This window comes from Streptomyces sp. NPDC039465 (assembly GCF_055639315.1).
This window is the reverse complement of record NZ_JBVKAP010000007.1, coordinates 1-17,311: the sequence shown is the minus strand read 5'-3', so window position 1 is coordinate 17,311 and position 17,311 is coordinate 1. Positions and strand designations below refer to the sequence as shown.

The following is a 17,311-nucleotide window of genomic DNA, read 5'->3' as shown; positions in this document are numbered from 1 at the left end:
ACGGTCCGCCCCTGTGCTCTGTCCACAGGCGGCGGACCGTTCTGCTGCCAGCCATTAGTGTGGGGCCCCGTCCCAGACGCTCCCACGCCCCCCGCGGGCGACCCCGGCCGGAGGGCCCGTACCTCGATGTCCGCCACCACGCCAGCGTTCGCACCCGCCCAGGCGCCCGAGTACCCGCGCCATGTCGTCACCGCCGTGCTCGTCTCCCACGACGGAGCCCGCTGGCTGCCCGACGCCCTCGCGGGACTCCTCGGCCAGGAACGCCCCGTACAGAACGTCATCGCCGCCGACACCGGTAGCGCCGACGACTCCGCGCGGCTGGTCACCGAAGCCATCGGCGACGAACGGGTCCTGCATCTGGCCCGGCGTACGGGATTCGGCGCCGCCGTCGACGAGGCCGCCCGCACCGCCCCGGTCCTCGGCCCCGACGACCTGCCCTATCTGAAGCGGCCCAGCGGCTGGGACCCGGTCAGCAGGACCTGGCGCGACGACGCCTACGACATGCCCGAACTCCCGCACGGCGAACCGGTCCAGTGGCTGTGGCTGCTCCACGACGACTGCGCGCCCGCCCCCGACGCCCTCGCCGAACTCCTGCGCGTCGCCGACTCCGACCCCGACGCCGCCGTCGTCGGACCCAAGCTGCGCGGCTGGTACGACCGCAAGCAGCTGCTCGAAGTCGGCGTCTCCATCGCCCGCAGCGGCCGCCGCTGGACCGGACTCGACCGCCGCGAACAGGACCAGGGCCAGCACGACCAGGTCCGAACCGTCCTCTCCGTCTCCAGCGCCGGCATGCTCATCCGCCGCGACGTCTTCGAAGCGCTCGGCGGCTTCGACCGGCGCCTGCCGCTCATGCGCGACGACGTCGACCTGTGCTGGCGCGCCCAGAGCGCCGGCCACCGCGTCCTCGTCGCCCCCGATGCCGTCCTGCGCCACGCCGAGGCCTCCGCGCGCGAGCGCCGCACCGTCGACTGCGCCGGCCGCTCGGTCACCAACCCACACCGCGTGGACAAGGCCGGCGCCGTCTACACCCTGCTCGCCAACGCGCGCGGCATCGCCCTCCCCTATGTACTGCTCCGCCTCGTCCTCGGCACCCTGCTGCGCACCCTCGCGTACCTGGTCGGCAAGGTGCCCGGGCAGGCCGTCGACGAAGTCATGGGCCTCTTCGGCGTCCTGCTGCGCCCGGAGCGGATCATCGCCGCCCGCCGCAGGCGAGCCAAGCCCGCCGTGCCCAACAGCGAGCTGCGCTCCCTCTTCCCACCGGCCGGCGCCACCATCCGCGCCACCGCCGAACAGATCGCCTCCAACTTCGGCGGCTCCGACACCGAATCGGGCGGCTCACGGCACGGCGCCGTCGAATCCGGCCCCGGCGGCGACGACGCCGACTACATGGAGATCGAGCAGTTCGCCCGGCTCAAGAAGATCGCCCGCAAGCCCGGCCCGGTCCTCTTCGCGCTGCTCCTCGTCGTCTCCGTCGTCGCCTGCCGCGGCCTCTTCGGCGGCGGCTCCCTCGCGGGCGGCGCCCTGCTGCCCGTACCCGACGACGTCTCGGGCCTGTGGAGCCGGTACGCCGACGGCTGGCACCCCAACGGCACCGGCGGCACCCAGTCCGCCCCGCCCTACCTCGCCGTACTCGCCGGCCTGTCCGCGCTGTTCCTCGGCTCCACCGGCTTCGCGCTCACCGTGCTCCTCGTCTGCTCGGTGCCCCTCGCCGGTCTCACCGCGTACTTCGCCTCCCGCTCGCTCGTCGAGTCCCGGCTGCTGCGCGCCTGGGGCGCCATCGCGTACGCCTTCCTGCCCGCCGCCACCGGCGCCCTCGCCACCGGCCGGCTCGGCACCGCCGTCCTCGCGATCACGCTCCCGCTGATCGCCCGCGCCGCCGTCGCCGCCCACGGGCTGCGCGGCGACGGACGCGGCAGCTGGCGCGCCACCTGGGCGTACACCCTCCTGCTCACCTTCACGATGGCGTTCACGCCGGTCGTCTGGCCGCTCGCCGTCGTCCTCGGCCTCGCCGTCCTCGCCCTGCGCCGCGACGACCTCACCGCCTACGGCCTGCGCTTCCTCGCCGCCGTCGGCACCCCCCTGCTCGTCCTCGCGCCCTGGTCGCTCTCCCTGCTGACCAGCCCGTCGGCGTTCCTGCGCGAAGCCGGTCTGACCTTCGGCACGGGCCCCGCCTCCGCACTCGACCTGCTCGGCATCAGCCCCGGCGGCCCCAAGGCCACCGGCGGGCTGATCCTGCTCGGCCTGGTCCTCGCCGGGCTCGCCGCGCTGCTGCGCGCGGAGCGGCAGTCCGCGGTCCGTACGGCCTGGGCCGCCGCCCTGGCCGGGCTCGTCCTCGCCGCCCTGATGAACGGCTCCGGCCCGGACGGCACCGGCTGGGCCGGACCCGCCACCCTCGTCTATGGACTCGCGCTCGTCGCCGCCGGCATGCTCGGCGCCGAAGGCGGCCGCACCCGCGTCGCCGCCCAGAGCTTCGGCTGGCGCCAGCCCGTCGCCGCCCTGATAGCCCTCGCCTGCGCCGCAGGCCCGCTCCTCGCCGCCGCCGGCTGGATGCTCGGCGGCGCGGACGGCCCCCTCAAGCGGCGCGACCCCGTACAGGTCCCGGCCTTCGTCGCCGAGGAGAGCGGCACCCGCGACCAGCCCCGCACCCTCGTCCTCGGCGGCACGTCGTCCGCCACGGTCTCGTACACCCTGGTCCGTGGCTCCGGCGCCCGCCTCGGCGACGCCGAACTCGCCGCGACCGGCGGCAGCGACCCCCGCCTCGACAAAGTCGTCGCCCACCTCGTCGCCGGCTCCGGCGCCGACCAGACCGACCAGCTCAGCGGCTTCGCGATCCGCTACGTCCTCGTACGGGACGGAGCGCCGCGCCAGATGAGCCGCGTCCTCGACGCCACCCCCGGCCTCAGCCGCCTCAGCCAGCTCGACGGCAGCGCCCTGTGGCGCGTCGACCGCCAGGTCGCCCGCGCCATGATCGTGCCCAAGCCGGACGCGTCCGGGAAGGCCGAACCGCTGCCCGTCGCCTCCGACCCGGTCGAGGCGCACACCGACATCCCGAAGGGACCCGAAGGCCGCGTCCTGCGGATCGCCGACCGCGCCGACGACGGCTGGCAGGCCACCCTCGACGGCAAGGCGCTGACCAAGACCACCGTCGACGGCTGGGCCCAGGGCTTCGAACTCCCCGCCGAAGGCGGCCGACTGGACCTGACGTACGACGAGCCGCTCACCCACACGGCCTGGATCTGGACCCAGACCGTCCTCGCGGTCGTCCTGGTCGTCATGGCCCTGCCCGGCCGCCGCCGCGAGATCGACGACGACCTGCCGGACGAGGAGGCCGCCATCCCCGTCCAGGCCATGGAGGGCGACGGCCGCCGGGCCCGCCGGCTCCGCGCCGCCGCCGAGGCCGAAGCGGCGGCCGCCGCGACGGCGACGGCGACCGCCACGGCGACCGCGACCGCCGAGCCGGACGCCGACCCGTACACCGCACAGCAGGCTGAGGTCCCGCAGCAGCCCTCGTACGGGGAGTGGGACGGGCAGAACTACCCGGCGTACGACCCGAACCAGCAGTACTACCAGCAGCCCGCGGACCAGTACCCGTACCAGCAGAGCCAGTACGAGGGTCAGTACGACGGCCAGCAGGATGGCTCATACAACGGCCAGTACGACGCGTACGGTCAGGGCCAACAGCAGCAAGACCAGCAGGGTCGATACCAGCAGCACTATGAGCAGCAGTACCAGGAGCCGCAGCAGCCGCCGCAGCCGCCGTACGCCGACGAATACGGACACGGGCACGGGTACGGCTACGAGACCGAGCAGCGTCCCGACGGGAGCAGCAACCAGTGAAGCGCACCACCCTCTCCCTGATCGCGGCCGCCACCGCCCTCGCCGCAGTCACCGGCTTCGCCGCCCTGACCGCCCCCGACGGCACCCAGGGCGCGGAGGCGAAGGCCCCGGCCCGGCTCCCCGTCGAGCGGACGAGCCTGCTCTGCCCGTCCCCGAGCAGCTCCGAGCTGGCGGAGACGGTGTACACCTCGTACACCCCCGCCGGGACCGGTGGGACCGCCGCATCGGACGGAAAGGGCGGCACGGGCGGTGAGACGGCCGCGGGCAAGGCCGAACTGAAGCCGTCCAACGCCACGTTGACCGACCCGGACACCAAGAAGAAGACCGACAAGGCGCCGGCCCCCGACAAGGCCACCCTCACTCTCAGCCAGCCCGGCAAGCCCGCCTCCGCCACGGCCAAGGGCGCCGGGGCCCCCGCCCTCGTCGGCTCCGCCTCCGGCCCGCTCGCCCCCGGCTGGACCACCCAGCAGACCACGGTCCAGGCCGCCGGCACGGCCCGCGGCCTGCTCGGCGTCAGCTGCACCGCCCCCGACACCGACTTCTGGTTCCCCGGCGCCTCCACCGCCAAGGAGCGCCAGGACTACGTCCACCTCACCAACCCCGACGACACCGCCGCCGTCGCCGACATCGAGCTGTACGGCCCCGAGGGCGTCCTCAAGTCCACGCTGAGCGAGGGCATTCCGGTGCCCGCCCGCTCCAGCGTCCCGGTCCTCCTCTCCACCCTGACCGCCGCGCCCCCCACCGCCGACCTGACCGTCCACGTCACCACCCGCACCGGCCGCGTGGGTGCGGTGGTCCGCTCCGCCGACGACAAGCTCGGCAGCGACTGGCTGCCCGCCTCCGCCGACCCGTCCGGCACGCTCGTCCTGCCCGGCATCCCCGCCGACGCCACGTCGGTGAAGCTGATCGCGTACGCCCCCGGGGACGACGACGCGGAGGTGAAGATCCAGCTCGCCGGGGCGACGGGCACGTTCACCCCGGCTGCCCAGCAGTCCGTGCACGTCAAGTCGGGCATGACGGCAGCCGTCGAGCTGAAGAACGTCACCCGCGGCGAGCCCGGCTCACTGCTGCTCACCCCGGCACGCAAGGAGCAGGCGACCCCGGTGGTGGCCGCGCTGCGGGTGATCCGCGGCACCGGCCAGAAGCAGGAGATCGCCTTCGTCCCCGCGACCGGACCGGTGGGCGCGCGGTCGGCCGTGGCCGACAACCGCTCCTCCGGCTCGACGCTCTCCCTGACCGCCCCGGCCGCCGCCGCCGAGGTCAAGGTCACGGCCTCGGCGGGCACCCAGGCCGGCGCGCCGGTGAGCAAGACGTACACGGTCAAGGCCGGGACGACCCTCGCGGTCGCCCCGCCGGTGCCCGCCGGGCTCAAGGGCTCGTACGCCCTGATCGTCGAGACGGTCTCGGGCGGCCCCGTGCACGCCTCGCGCATGCTGGCCGTACCGCAGGACGGCATCCCGATGTTCACGATCCAGCCGCTGCCCGACGACAAGGGCACGGTCGAGGTGCCCACCGCACGCCAGGACCTCACGGTCCTGGACTGAACCGGAGAGGCATACGGGGTTAGTTGTCCCCGTACCGCGGATCCACGGACTCGGGGGAGAGGCCGAGCAGCTCGGCGACCTGCTCGACCACCACCTCGTGGATGAGCAGCGCCCGCTCGTCGCGGTTCTTCGTACGGATCTCGATCGGCCGCCGGTAGACGACCACCCGCGCGGGCCGGTCCTTCCCGGCGGTGAGCGCGCTGCCCAGCGGCACCGAGTCCCCGCGCGGGTCGGGCACCTCCATCACGAGGAAGTCCACCTCGGCCAGCTGCGGCCAGTGCCGCTCCAGCCGCTCCACGGAGTCCTGCACCAGATCGCGGAAGGACTCGGCTCGGCTCAGCGAAAGGGGTACCTGCGGCGGCGCGACGGGCCCGCGCATACCGCGGCCGTGGCGGTCGCGGCGGCGGGGCCGTGGCTCGATCGGGCGGGGCGGTACGGGACTGTCCATCACTGACGCAGCGTAGCTCTCCCTGCGCCGCCCGACCCGAATGTCGTTAGTTGAGCATTCCGGCCAGGCACGGGCCCGAATCCGAACGCCCCGGCGATCGGCTCGCCGTCCGGGATTGACCGGATTCATACCGCCCGATGTCCGGATCGCTCACCTCCGGCCTCCGCCGGCCCCTCCTCCCATGCAGGTCAGGCCAGTTGCCCGGAGGGGCCCCGTGTCGGACGTCACACCGCGACACGGTGGAGTGACCTGGTGGAGAGTCGTCGCGGCCCGCTCAAGAGTGCGGTACCGTCCAACGTCGTGAGCCCTGTACGTCGCTGTTCGCGCACCGCGTGCGGCCGCCCTGCCGTCGCGACACTGACGTACGTCTATGCCGACTCGACTGCGGTCCTCGGCCCGCTCGCCACCTACGCCGAGCCCCACTGCTACGACCTGTGCGCCGAGCACAGCGAGCGCCTGACCGCGCCGCGTGGCTGGGAAGTCGTCCGGCTGACCGACGCATCGGGCCCGTCCCGGCCGAGCGGCGACGATCTGGAAGCCCTCGCCAACGCGGTACGGGAAGCGGCCCGCCCCCAGGAGCGCGCGGCGGAAGCCGGCGGCAAGGGCGGCGGACGCGGCGGCAGCCCGGTCGAGGCCGGCCGCCGAGGCCATCTGCGGGTCCTGCGCTCCCCCGACGCGTAGCCCCGGCACCCGGCGCCGGCGGGGAACGGTAGCTTGGGCGGTCCGAGACTTCAGGAGGGTTTGGACCGTGGCTGCTGATCTGTCGCAGATCGTGAAGGCGTACGACGTCCGCGGAGTGGTGCCGGATCAGTGGGACGAGCCGCTGGCGGAGCTGTTCGGCGCGGCGTTCGTGCAGGTGACCGGCGCGGACGCGATCGTCGTCGGGCACGACATGCGTCCCTCGTCGCCGGGCCTGTCGGGAGCGTTCGCGCGCGGCGCGGCGGCCCGGGGCGCGGACGTCACGATGATCGGCCTCTGCTCGACGGACCAGCTCTACTTCGCGTCGGGAAGCTTCGGCCTGCCGGGCGCGATGTTCACCGCCTCCCACAACCCGGCCCAGTACAACGGCATCAAGATGTGCCGTGCGGGCGCGGCGCCGGTCGGCCAGGACTCCGGCCTGTCGGAGATCCGGACCCTGGTCGAGTCCTGGACGTCGGCCCCCGAGCCGGCCGAGACTCCCGGCACGATCACCGAGCGGGACACCCTCAAGGACTACGCCGCCCACCTGAAGTCGCTGGTGGACGTGGCCTCCATCCGGCCGCTGAAGGTCGTGGTCGACGCGGGCAACGGCATGGGCGGCCACACGGTCCCGACCGTCTTCGAGGGTCTGGCGCTGGACCTGGTGCCGATGTTCTTCGAGCTGGACGGCACGTTCCCGAACCACGAGGCGAACCCGCTGGACCCGAAGAACATCGTCGACCTGCAGGCGCGGGTCCGCGCGGAGGGGGCCGACCTCGGTCTGGCCTTCGACGGCGACGCGGACCGCTGTTTCGTGGTGGACGAGCGCGGCGAGCCGGTCTCGCCGTCGGCGATCACGGCCCTGGTGGCGGCGCGTGAGCTGGCCAAGCACCCGGGCGGCACGATCATCCACAACCTGATCACGTCGTGGTCGGTCCCGGAGGTCGTACGGGAGAACGGCGGCGTCCCGGTCCGTACGCGGGTGGGGCACTCGTTCATCAAGGAGGAGATGGCCCGTACGGGAGCGGTCTTCGGCGGTGAGCACTCGGCGCACTACTACTTCCGTGACTTCTGGAACGCGGACACCGGCATGCTGGCGGCCCTGCATGTGCTGGCGGCTCTCGGCGGCCAGGACGGCCCGCTGTCGGAGCTGGTCGCCTCCTACGACCGCTACGCCGCCTCCGGCGAGATCAACTCGACCGTGGACGACCAGGCCGCCCGGATGGCAGCGGTCCGCGCCGCCTTCGAGTCCCGTCCCGAGGTCGAGATGGACACGCTGGACGGCCTCACCGTCACCGCCCCGACCTGGTGGTTCAACCTTCGCCCCTCCAACACGGAGCCCCTGCTGCGGCTGAACGCCGAGGCCCAGGACGAGGCGACGATGACCGCGATCCGCGACGAGGTCCTCTCCCTGGTCCGGGCGACGGGCTGAGTCCGGATCGCCTTTGACGCGGGATTCCTTCCGCGCGTCGGGCTGACTCCAGGGCCCCGCCACACGCCGCGCTGTTTCTGAGCCTTCCCGCGCGCGGCCGGGCCCGCCGGATTTCGGGCTGCGGGACCGGCTCCTCGGGACCGCGCCTGCCGCCGGCCGCCGGGGCCCGGCGTGGGCCTGCCCACCCTCCGGATCCGGGGCGAGCCCCCGTCCCCCTCCGCGCCGCCGGCCAACGCGGCCCCCGGGGTCCGGGGCCGAGCCCCGGTTTCGGGAAGGGGAGGGGTGGGGGATCGCCCTCGTCCACCCAAGCCGCGCCCCCCGCCCCCCGGCGGTAGGCTGACCTGGCCCAACCCCCAACACCACACACCCCGCCCGCACCCCGAAGGGACAACCCCCATGCCGCTCGAAGCCGGCCTCCTGGAGATCCTCGCCTGCCCCGCCTGCCACGCGCCCCTCAAGGACCGCACCGCAGCCGAGACCCCCGAGCTGATCTGCACCGGCACCGACTGCGGCCTGGCCTACCCCGTACGCGACGGCATCCCCGTACTCCTCGTCGACGAAGCCCGTCGCCCGGAGTGACCCACGTGGGCGCACGCCCGTTCACGTAACGCCCGTAACGTACGCGCGTAGACGCACGCCACAGGACAACCGGCGAAGGCGATCGGAGGCCCCACCCCCATGCTCGACGAGTCGCTGCTCGACGACCCGGACGCCCTCGCCCGGGCCGACCACCGTGGCCTCCTGCGCGGCGCCGCCGAAGCCGGCGCCCGCGTGCGCACCGCCGCCCGGCACGCCGCCGAAGCCGGCGTCGGCGAGCTCAGGCCCGAGGGCCGCCCCCGCGCCGTCCTCGTCGCGGGCACCGGCACCGCCGCCACCGGCGTCGCGGACCTGGTCACCGCCCTCGCGGGCGCGGCCGCCCCGGTGACCCGGCTGCACCCGACCGGCGTCGCCCCCGCCGCGGGGGCCCTGCGCTGGGAGCTCCCCGGCTGGGCCGGCTCCGTGGACCTCCTCCTCGTCGTCACGACGGACGGTTCCGAACCGGGCCTCGCCCTCCTCACCGAACAGGCCTACCGCCGCGGCGTCACCGTCGTCGCCGTCGCCCCCAGCCGCTCCCCGCTGACCGAATCGGTCGGCAACCACCACGGCCTCGTCGTCCCCATGGCGACCCCGCCGAACGAGCAGTACGACGAAACCCTCGAAACCCCCGCCGCCAGCCCCGGCGCGCTGTGGGCGCTGTTCACCCCCCTGCTCGCCCTCCTCGACCGGCTGGGCCTGGCCACCGCGCCCCCGGACGTCCTGGAGAAGGTCGCCGACCGCCTCGACCACACCGCCGAGCGCTGCGGCCCCGCCATCGCCACGCACAGCAACCCCGCCAAGGGCCTCGCCGCGGAGCTCACCGAGTCGCTGCCGCTGATCTGGACCGAGGGCGCGACCGCCGGTCCGGCCGGCCGCAGGTTCGCGGCCGTGCTCGCCGAGCTCGCGGGCCTGCCCGCGCTCGCCGCCGACCTCCCGGAGGCCCTCGCCGCGCACGGCGTCCTGCTCGCGAGCGACTTCGCGGCGGGCGCGGACCCGGACGACTTCTTCCGCGACCGGGTCGACGAGCCGCAGGCCCTGCGGACCCGTGTGGTCCTGCTCCGGGACCGCCCGGCCGAAGGCCTCACCGCCGCCCCGGCCGCCCGCGAACTGGCCCTCAGCCACGACACGGCCATCAGCGAGCTGGAGCCCGGGGAAGGCACCGAGCTCGAGGCCCTCGCCGAACTTGTCGCCATCACCGACTTCGCCGCGGTCTACCTCGCCCTCGCCTCCGCGGCCACAGCGGCAACACCGCGCACAGAGACCCCCGGCAGCCCCTCATGACCGTCGTCCCAGTCGCGGTCGTCGTGGTAGCAGCTCCGGTCGCCGTCACCGTCGCCGACGACCCAGCCGCCCTCGCCGTCCCGGTCACCGTCCCGGTCGCCGTCGCCGTCCTGCCCTGAGCCGAGCTCTCCGTCCGCCCGACTTCCCCGACCTCCCCCGACCTTCGCCGTCACGGACCCCCGGCCATCGGGCCCCTCCCAGGCCCTCCGCCCCCCGAGCCCCTCCCGCACCGAGGAAAGCTGGAACGCTTCATGGACCGCCTCTCCAACACCGTCCGCCCCTACGCCTGGGGCTCCACGACGGCCATCCCGGAACTCCTCGGCCTCGCCCCCTCCGGCGAGCCCCAGGCCGAGATGTGGATGGGCTCCCACCCGGGAGCGCCCTCGCAGACCGACCGCGGCCCCCTGAACGACGTCATCGCCGACAACCCCGTACGCGAGCTCGGCGCCCCCACCGTCGAGAAGTTCGGCCCGCACCTCCCCTTCCTCCTCAAGATCCTCGCCGCCGGCGCACCCCTCTCCCTCCAGGTCCACCCCGACATCGCGCAGGCCAAGGCCGGATACGCCGCCGAGGAAGCCGCGGGCCTCCCCATCGACGCGCCCGAGCGCAACTACAAGGACGCCAACCACAAGCCCGAGCTCATCTGCGCCCTCACCCCCTTCCGGGGCTTCTGCGGATTCCGCCCCCCGGTCGAGGCCGCCGACTCCCTCGCCGCCCTCGGCGTCGACTCGCTCAAGCCGTACGTGGACCTGCTCCACGCCCACCCGGAGGACGCCGCCCTGCGCGAGGTCCTCACCGCGATCCTCACCGCCGATCCGGAGGAGATGGCGGCCACCGTCACCGAGGCCGCCGCCGCGAGCGACCGGCTCGGCGGCGCCCACGCCCCGTACGCCGCCCTCGCCCACCACTTCCCCGGCGACCGCGGCGTCATCGCCGCGATGCTCCTCAACTACGTCGAACTCCAGCCCGGCGAGGCCCTCTTCCTCGGCGCCGGCGTCCCGCACGCCTACCTCAGCGGCCTCGGCGTCGAGATCATGGCCAACTCCGACAACGTCCTGCGCTGCGGTCTCACCCCCAAGCACGTCGACGTCCCCGAACTGCTCAAGGTCGTCCGCTTCGAGGCGGGCGACCCAGGGGTGCTCCGCCCCGAGGCCTCGCCGACGGGGGAGGAGGTCTACGAGACCCCGATCGACGAATTCCGCCTCAGCCGTTTCGTACGGGCCTCGGGCGCGGCCCCCACCGACGCCACCGCCCCCACCCCGCAGATCCTGCTCTGCACAGCAGGCGCCGTACGCGTCGGCGAGCTCGACCTCACCCCCGGACAATCCGCCTTCGTCCCGGCAGGCGAAAAGACCGAACTGTCCGGTACCGGTACGGTCTTCCGCGCCACAGTGGTGGCCTGACGTACCGTCCCCCGCGGCTGCTGCAACAATGTGCGGCCGTACGGCGGCCGCACGGCAGCGACACACCGAGGAAGGGACCTTCACCACCCATGAGCGCGTCAGGCGGAACCAAGGCGATCGTGGCGGCTCTCGCCGCCAACCTCGCGATCGCGGTAGCCAAGTTCGTGGCGTTCCTCTTCAGCGGTTCGTCCTCGATGCTCGCCGAGAGCGTGCACTCGCTCGCCGACTCCGGCAACCAAGGCCTGCTGCTCCTCGGCGGCAAGAAGGCCCAGCGCGAGGCGACCCCGCAGCACCCCTTCGGCTACGGCCGCGAGCGGTACATCTACGCCTTCCTCGTCTCCATCGTCCTCTTCTCCGTCGGTGGCATGTTTGCCATCTACGAGGGCTACGAGAAGATCAAGCACCCCCACGAGATCGAGGCCTGGTACTGGCCCGTCGGCGTGCTCGTCTTCGCGATCATCGCGGAGACCTTCTCCTTCCGGACCGCCATCAAGGAGTCCAACGCCCTGCGCGGCAACCTCTCCTGGAAGGAGTTCGTCCGCCGCGCCAAGGCGCCCGAGCTCCCCGTCGTCCTCCTGGAGGACCTCGGCGCGCTGGTCGGCCTGATCCTCGCCCTCGGTGGCGTCAGCCTGGCCCTCGCCACCGGCAACGGCGTCTGGGACGGCATCGGCACCCTCTGCATCGGTGTCCTCCTCATCATCATCGCGATCGTCCTCGCCGCCGAGACCAAGTCCCTGCTGCTCGGTGAGGCGGCCGGCGTCGACGAGGTGAAGAAGATCGAGGACGCGGTGGTCGACGGCCGGACCGTCACCCGCCTCATCCACATGCGCACGCTCCACCTCGGCCCGGAGGAGCTCCTCGTCGCCGCCAAGGTCGCCGTCCAGCACGACAACACCGCCGCCGAGGTCGCCTCCGCCATCAACGCCGCCGAGGACCGCATCCGCGCGGCCGTCCCGATCGCCCGGGTCATCTACCTCGAGCCGGACATCTACAGCGAGACGGCCGCCGCCTCCGGCATCAACCCGGCCAAGAACCCGGGCGGCCCCAGCCACTGACGGCCAAAGCCGTCCACGGGCCGCCGTCGCCCGTCCGGAACCGACCCACAGGGGCCCGAGGTCACCACGACCCGGGCCCCTTCCGCATGACCACTGTGGCCCGCTGCGCCGATCGGTGTAGATTCGTGACCGAGCCAGACGTCGCTGCTGATGGCGGTCGGGCGGTCCGCACGGACCGTCCGAGGGAGAGAGGGCCTCCGACGACTGCACTGCGGGACACCCGTGCACCTGCACGGAACACCCGGGCTTTCCCATGCCCGGCACCGCCGTGCCCGCGCCCGCCCGAACCCTCGAACCGACACAACGAGGAGCAGCCCAGTCATGACGACTGTCGCCAACCAGCAGGACTTCAAGGTCGCCGACCTTTCCCTGGCCGCCTTCGGCCGCAAGGAGATCACCCTCGCCGAGCACGAGATGCCCGGCCTGATGGCGATCCGCAAGGAGTACGCGGCCCAGCAGCCCCTCGCCGGCGCCCGCATCACCGGCTCCCTGCACATGACCGTGCAGACTGCCGTGCTCATCGAGACCCTGGTCGCCCTCGGCGCCGAGGTCCGCTGGGCCTCCTGCAACATCTTCTCCACCCAGGACCACGCGGCCGCCGCCATCGCCGTCGGCCCGAACGGCACCCCCGAGGCCCCCGCCGGCGTCCCGGTCTTCGCCTGGAAGGGCGAGACGCTGGAGGAGTACTGGTGGTGCACGGAGCAGGCTCTGACCTGGCCGAACAGCCCCACCGGCGGCCCGAACATGATCCTGGACGACGGCGGCGACGCCACCCTCCTCGTCCACAAGGGCGTCGAGTTCGAGAAGGCCGGCTCGGCCCCGGACCCCTCGACCGCGGACAGCGAGGAGTACGGCTACATCCTCCGTCTCCTGAACCGCACCCTCACCGAGAACCCGCAGAAGTGGACCCAGCTGGCGTCCGAGATCCGCGGTGTCACGGAGGAGACCACCACCGGTGTCCACCGCCTGTACGAGATGCAGCAGAGCGGTGACCTCCTCTTCCCGGCGATCAATGTGAACGACGCCGTGACGAAGTCGAAGTTCGACAACAAGTACGGCTGCCGCCACTCCCTGGTCGACGGCATCAACCGCGCCACCGACGTCCTCATCGGTGGCAAGGTCGCGGTCGTCTGCGGCTACGGCGACGTCGGCAAGGGCTGCGCGGAGTCCCTGCGGGGCCAGGGCGCCCGGGTGATCATCACGGAGATCGACCCGATCTGCGCGCTCCAGGCCGCGATGGACGGCTACCAGGTCACGACGCTGGACGAGGTCGTCGAGACCGCGGACCTGTTCATCACGACCACGGGCAACAAGGACATCATCATGGCCTCGGACATGGCCAAGATGAAGCACCAGGCGATCGTCGGCAACATCGGTCACTTCGACAACGAGATCGACATGGCGGGTCTGGCGAAGATCCCCGGCGTCGTGAAGGACGAGGTGAAGCCGCAGGTCCACACGTGGACGTTCCCCGACGGCAAGGTCATCATCGTGCTGTCGGAGGGCCGCCTGCTGAACCTCGGCAACGCCACCGGTCACCCGTCGTTCGTCATGTCGAACTCGTTCGCGGACCAGACGCTGGCCCAGATCGAGCTCTTCACGAAGCCGGAGCAGTACCCGACCGACGTCTACGTGCTGCCGAAGCACCTCGACGAGAAGGTCGCCCGGCTGCACCTCGACGCGCTCGGCGTGAAGCTGACGACGCTTCGCCCCGAGCAGGCGGCGTACATCGGCGTCCCGGTCGAGGGCCCGTTCAAGCCCGACCACTACCGCTACTGATCCTCCAGCGGCAGTAGCCGGCAGGTAGCAGGAAGTTCAGGCAGGCCCCCCGCACCCCCGTGTCGGGGGGCCTGCCCTGCTTCCTCACACCGACGCCCGCACCACCCGTCGTCGCCGGCCGCCAAACCGGCCACCGACCTCACCCGCCCCCGAGGACCCATGCCCCGCGGCCGTTATTCGCTTCACGATCCGCACGATCACACCCCCCTCGGCGAAGAACACTTCCACTGCGCCCCAGGCCCCTCCGGCTGGCGCTACGTCTCCCAGATCACCACCCCCTCCGGCGACCACGCCGGCTCCGTCGACCTCGCCCTCGACGACCTCGGCCGCCCCATCCGCCTCGAACTCCACGCCGCGAGCTGGCAGGTCCGAGGCGCCGCCCTCGAAGGCGTCACCTGGGTCCGTACCGACCCCACCGGCACCGAGGCCACAGAAGGCAATGTGCGCGCCCATGCCTTCACCGGCCGGTCCCCGGCGTTCCTCGTCGCGACATCCCGTTTGCTTCGACTCACCCCCGATTCCCCCGCGACCCGCGTAAGGCTCGTCGCCTTCACGGACCCGGTCCTCGCCCCCCTCACCGTCGACCAGTCGTGGGCCCTGATGAAGAGTGAAGCGCACGCCACTGACAACGGCCCCCTGATCGTGGACGAATACCAGGTCAGCGCCCTCGACACGGGCGAACAGCACACCGTCCACATCGCCGGTGACGTGGTCCTCTCGGCCCCCGGCATCGAGCTCGAAGCCCTCGAATCCCCGCCCTCGGTCTTTCCGTCGACGCCTGACGCCTGACGCCCGGGCGGACGCGCGACTAAGCGGGAGGCGCGAACCCCGTCGCGGGCGGAGGCGTCGGCGCCGCGTCCGGGGCGGGCCGAGCGGACGGAGTGGAGGGAGTGGACTGGGCGGCCGCCGGACTCCTGACCGAGGCCGGCGCCGGCGCCGCGAAGGGCCCACCGGCCACACCCGCCACGGAGTCCCGGCCCCACGCACCAGCCTCACCGGCCACACCCGCCACGGAGTCCCGGCCCCGCGCACCAGCCTCACCGAACGCCTTGCGCGCCTCCCGCGCCTGGCGCTCCTGCACGACACCGGCCAGATACGCCGCCGCGGGCACCCCCGCAGGCGGCGGAGTCCCGGTCCGCGCCACCACCTCGTCCGCCAGCCGCTCCGCCAGCGTCCGCCCCACCGCCGCGTCCAGCTGCCCCATCCGCGTCAGGTACTGCCGTATCGCGAGCCAGAGATCATCGGGCACGGCCGACAGATCCAACTCCGCGAACCGTCCCGCCAGCCACGGCGGTGGCGGCGGCACCGCCCGCCCCCGCGCCGCCGGCACCCGCTCCCGTACGACCAGCGTCCCGGCGAACACGTCACCGATGCGCCGCCCACGAGCCGAAACCAGCGACGCGATACAGGCGACCACCCCGAACGTCATCAGGATCTCCACCACCCCCATCGCGCCCCGCACCAACGCGTGCCGGAAACGAATCGGCCCTCCGTCGTCCCGCACCACCCGCAGCCCGCAGGCCAGCTTCCCGAGCGAACGACCGTGCGTCAGCGTCTCCACGGCGATCGGCGCCCCGACCAGCACCAGCAGGAAGGACGCGATCTGGACCGCCGTACGAGCCGCTTCGTCCAGCGAAGCCGTCGCGACCGTCAGGCCGATGGATATGAGGAGATACGCGGTCCACACCACGACGAGATCGAGAAGGATCGCCAGCGCACGACTGGGCAGCCTCGCCGGTTGCAACCCCAGGACGACGGCATCCCCCGTCACCACCCCGCTCATGACGCCCACCCTTCGTCGACCTTCCCGACCCCTCGAAACGCCAGTCTGCCAAGCTGGCCCGCAGCGCGCCGCAGCAGTACGGACCCGTCCGCATCCTGTCCCTGGAGCAGCAGCCGATCATGGACCTCGACGTCTACGTCACCGCCCACCACGCCGAGTGGGACCGCCTGGACCACCTCCTGCGCCGGAGCGGCCGCCTCACCGGTGCCGAGGCCGACGAACTCGTCTCCCTCTACCAGCGCACGGCGACGCACCTCTCGCTGATCCAGTCCAGCGCCCCGGACCCGATACTCACGGCCCGCCTCACCCAGCTCGTCGCCCGCGCCCGCGCCGCCGTCACGGGCACCCGCCGCGCCTCATGGCGCGACGCCGCCCGCTTCCTGACGTCCGGCTTCCCCGCCGCGGTGTACCGCTCCCGCCACTGGTGGATCCCCACGGCCGTCCTCTCCACCCTGGTCGCCGCGGTCATCGGCTGGTGGATCGGCACGCACCCCGAGGTCCAGGCGTCGATCGCCGCCCCGCAGGAGCTGCGCGAGATGACGCGACCGGGCGGCCAGTACGAGACGTACTACTCCAGCCACCCGGCGGCCTCCTTCGCCGCCCAGGTCTGGACGAACAACGCCCAGGCCGCCGCCACGTGCCTCGTCCTCGGCGCCTTCCTCTGTGTCCCGGTGATCTGGATCCTCTTCCTCAACATGCTCAACCTCGGCGTCGGCATCGGCCTGATGTCGTCGGCAGGACGCCTCGACACGTTCCTGGGCCTGGTCCTCCCGCACGGCCTGCTCGAACTGACCGCCGTCTTCGTCGCCGCCGGCACAGGGCTCCGCCTGGGCTGGACCGTGATCGACCCGGGCCCCCAGACCCGCCGCGCCGCCCTGGCCCAGCAAGGCCGCGCAGCCGTCGGCATGGCCATAGGCCTCGCCCTCGTCCTGTTCGTCTCGGGCCTGATCGAAGGCTTCGTGACCCCGTCAGGCCTTCCGACCTGGGCCCGCATCACCATCGGCATCGTCGCTGAGCTGGCGTTTCTCGCCTACGTCTACGTCCTCGGCGGCCGAGCGGCCCGGGCCGGCGACGCGGGCGACGTGGAGGAGCCCGACCGCAGCGCCGAGCTGCCGACCGCCGCCTGATGTGCGTACGACCCCTCTGACCTGCTAGTCTCCTCTTCGCCCGCAAGACCCGTTGACACGGGGCGCGTGGGGAGGTAGATTTTAACGGTTGCCTCGGACTGGACATGTTCGAAGGCCAGCAGCTAGAATCTCTCTCGCTCCGGTCGGAAATTGAATTTCCGAGGAGCCTCCTCCGATTCCTCATTCGAATCACGAAGCCGATTAGCTCGGCGGAAATGATTCTGATAGAGTTGGAATCGCCGGAAAGGGAAACGCGAAAGCGAAGAACAGACCGGCAGCCCGCTCCAGCGGGTGGCAGAAACGGAAAATGGATCTGCTAAACTGGAAACACGAAAGACCGAAGGGAAGCGCCCGGAGGAAAGCCCGAG

The 17,311-nt window shown here is 72.6% G+C and carries 14 protein-coding genes; 12 read left to right on the top strand and 2 right to left on the bottom strand.

Annotated features, from left to right (window positions below):
• Positions 1-126: 126 nt before the first annotated feature.
• A complete protein-coding gene (locus ACZ7LT_RS22865) occupies positions 127-3,837 on the top strand; it encodes a glycosyltransferase family 2 protein (protein ID WP_471237926.1) in 3,711 nt (1,236 codons plus the stop codon).
• On the top strand, positions 3,834-5,381 hold the full coding sequence (locus ACZ7LT_RS22860; protein ID WP_471237925.1) for a DUF5719 family protein: 1,548 nt from the start codon (positions 3,834-3,836) through the stop codon (positions 5,379-5,381). Before ACZ7LT_RS22865 ends, ACZ7LT_RS22860 begins: the two co-directional genes overlap by 4 nt.
• A gap of 19 nt (positions 5,382-5,400) precedes the next feature.
• On the opposite strand, the gene ACZ7LT_RS22855 is transcribed toward ACZ7LT_RS22860, so the two are convergent.
• Positions 5,401-5,829: a metallopeptidase family protein gene (locus tag ACZ7LT_RS22855; protein ID WP_471237924.1), complete on the bottom strand. Its 429-nt coding sequence runs from the start codon at positions 5,827-5,829 to the stop codon at positions 5,401-5,403.
• Positions 5,830-6,081: 252 nt separating this feature from the next.
• Between ACZ7LT_RS22855 and ACZ7LT_RS22850 the strand changes: the two genes are divergently transcribed.
• The 9 genes from ACZ7LT_RS22850 (at position 6,082) to ACZ7LT_RS22810 (ending at position 14,822) form a co-directional block, all read left to right on the top strand.
• Positions 6,082-6,510, top strand: coding sequence for a DUF3499 domain-containing protein (locus tag ACZ7LT_RS22850; protein ID WP_471237923.1), 429 nt, complete (start codon positions 6,082-6,084; stop codon positions 6,508-6,510).
• A gap of 67 nt (positions 6,511-6,577) precedes the next feature.
• Positions 6,578-7,939 carry a phosphomannomutase/phosphoglucomutase gene (locus tag ACZ7LT_RS22845; protein ID WP_471237922.1) on the top strand — a complete coding sequence of 454 codons (1,362 nt, stop codon included), beginning with the start codon at positions 6,578-6,580 and terminating at the stop codon, positions 7,937-7,939.
• A gap of 396 nt (positions 7,940-8,335) precedes the next feature.
• Positions 8,336-8,518, top strand: a complete 183-nt coding sequence (locus ACZ7LT_RS22840) for a Trm112 family protein (protein WP_471237921.1) — start codon at positions 8,336-8,338, stop codon at positions 8,516-8,518.
• A gap of 99 nt (positions 8,519-8,617) precedes the next feature.
• Positions 8,618-9,796, top strand: a complete 1,179-nt coding sequence (locus ACZ7LT_RS22835; RefSeq protein WP_471237920.1) for an SIS domain-containing protein — start codon at positions 8,618-8,620, stop codon at positions 9,794-9,796.
• A complete protein-coding gene (locus tag ACZ7LT_RS22830) occupies positions 9,793-9,915 on the top strand; it encodes a hypothetical protein (RefSeq protein WP_471237919.1) in 123 nt (40 codons plus the stop codon). The genes ACZ7LT_RS22835 and ACZ7LT_RS22830 overlap by 4 nt, the downstream gene beginning before the upstream one ends.
• 132 nt (positions 9,916-10,047) lie before the next feature.
• Positions 10,048-11,199, top strand: coding sequence for a mannose-6-phosphate isomerase, class I (gene manA / locus ACZ7LT_RS22825; RefSeq protein WP_471237918.1), 1,152 nt, complete (start codon positions 10,048-10,050; stop codon positions 11,197-11,199).
• Between the two features lie 89 nt (positions 11,200-11,288).
• Positions 11,289-12,254 (top strand): cation diffusion facilitator family transporter, encoded by a 966-nt coding sequence (locus ACZ7LT_RS22820; RefSeq protein WP_471237917.1) that lies wholly within the window; start codon positions 11,289-11,291, stop codon positions 12,252-12,254.
• Between the two features lie 321 nt (positions 12,255-12,575).
• Complete coding sequence (gene ahcY, locus ACZ7LT_RS22815) at positions 12,576-14,033, top strand: adenosylhomocysteinase (protein ID WP_471237916.1); 1,458 nt, start codon at positions 12,576-12,578, stop codon at positions 14,031-14,033.
• A 159-nt stretch (positions 14,034-14,192) separates the two neighbouring features.
• A complete protein-coding gene (locus ACZ7LT_RS22810; protein WP_471237915.1) occupies positions 14,193-14,822 on the top strand; it encodes a hypothetical protein in 630 nt (209 codons plus the stop codon).
• A 19-nt stretch (positions 14,823-14,841) separates the two neighbouring features.
• Here the strand turns inward: ACZ7LT_RS22810 and ACZ7LT_RS22805 are convergent, their stop codons facing one another.
• The gene (locus ACZ7LT_RS22805) at positions 14,842-15,816 is read right to left on the bottom strand and encodes an RDD family protein (RefSeq protein ID WP_471237914.1); all 975 of its coding nucleotides are present in this window, start codon (positions 15,814-15,816) and stop codon (positions 14,842-14,844) included.
• 119 nt (positions 15,817-15,935) lie between these two features.
• On the opposite strand from ACZ7LT_RS22805, the gene ACZ7LT_RS22800 reads away from it, so the two are divergent.
• Positions 15,936-16,943: a stage II sporulation protein M gene (locus ACZ7LT_RS22800; RefSeq protein ID WP_471237913.1), complete on the top strand. Its 1,008-nt coding sequence runs from the start codon at positions 15,936-15,938 to the stop codon at positions 16,941-16,943.
• Positions 16,944-17,311: the final 368 nt, after the last annotated feature.

Coding starts and splice junctions, on each gene's coding strand:
- ACZ7LT_RS22820 (WP_471237917.1), top strand. CDS start 11,289: ATGAGCGCGTCAGGCGGAACCAAGGCGATCGTGGCGGCTCTCGCCGCC.
- ahcY (WP_471237916.1), top strand. CDS start 12,576: ATGACGACTGTCGCCAACCAGCAGGACTTCAAGGTCGCCGACCTTTCC.
- ACZ7LT_RS22830 (WP_471237919.1), top strand. CDS start 9,793: ATGACCGTCGTCCCAGTCGCGGTCGTCGTGGTAGCAGCTCCGGTCGCC.
- ACZ7LT_RS22805 (WP_471237914.1), bottom strand. CDS start 15,816: ATGAGCGGGGTGGTGACGGGGGATGCCGTCGTCCTGGGGTTGCAACCG.
- ACZ7LT_RS22835 (WP_471237920.1), top strand. CDS start 8,618: ATGCTCGACGAGTCGCTGCTCGACGACCCGGACGCCCTCGCCCGGGCC.
- ACZ7LT_RS22855 (WP_471237924.1), bottom strand. CDS start 5,829: ATGGACAGTCCCGTACCGCCCCGCCCGATCGAGCCACGGCCCCGCCGC.
- ACZ7LT_RS22840 (WP_471237921.1), top strand. CDS start 8,336: ATGCCGCTCGAAGCCGGCCTCCTGGAGATCCTCGCCTGCCCCGCCTGC.
- ACZ7LT_RS22800 (WP_471237913.1), top strand. CDS start 15,936: ATGGACCTCGACGTCTACGTCACCGCCCACCACGCCGAGTGGGACCGC.
- manA (WP_471237918.1), top strand. CDS start 10,048: ATGGACCGCCTCTCCAACACCGTCCGCCCCTACGCCTGGGGCTCCACG.
- ACZ7LT_RS22810 (WP_471237915.1), top strand. CDS start 14,193: ATGCCCCGCGGCCGTTATTCGCTTCACGATCCGCACGATCACACCCCC.
- ACZ7LT_RS22865 (WP_471237926.1), top strand. CDS start 127: ATGTCCGCCACCACGCCAGCGTTCGCACCCGCCCAGGCGCCCGAGTAC.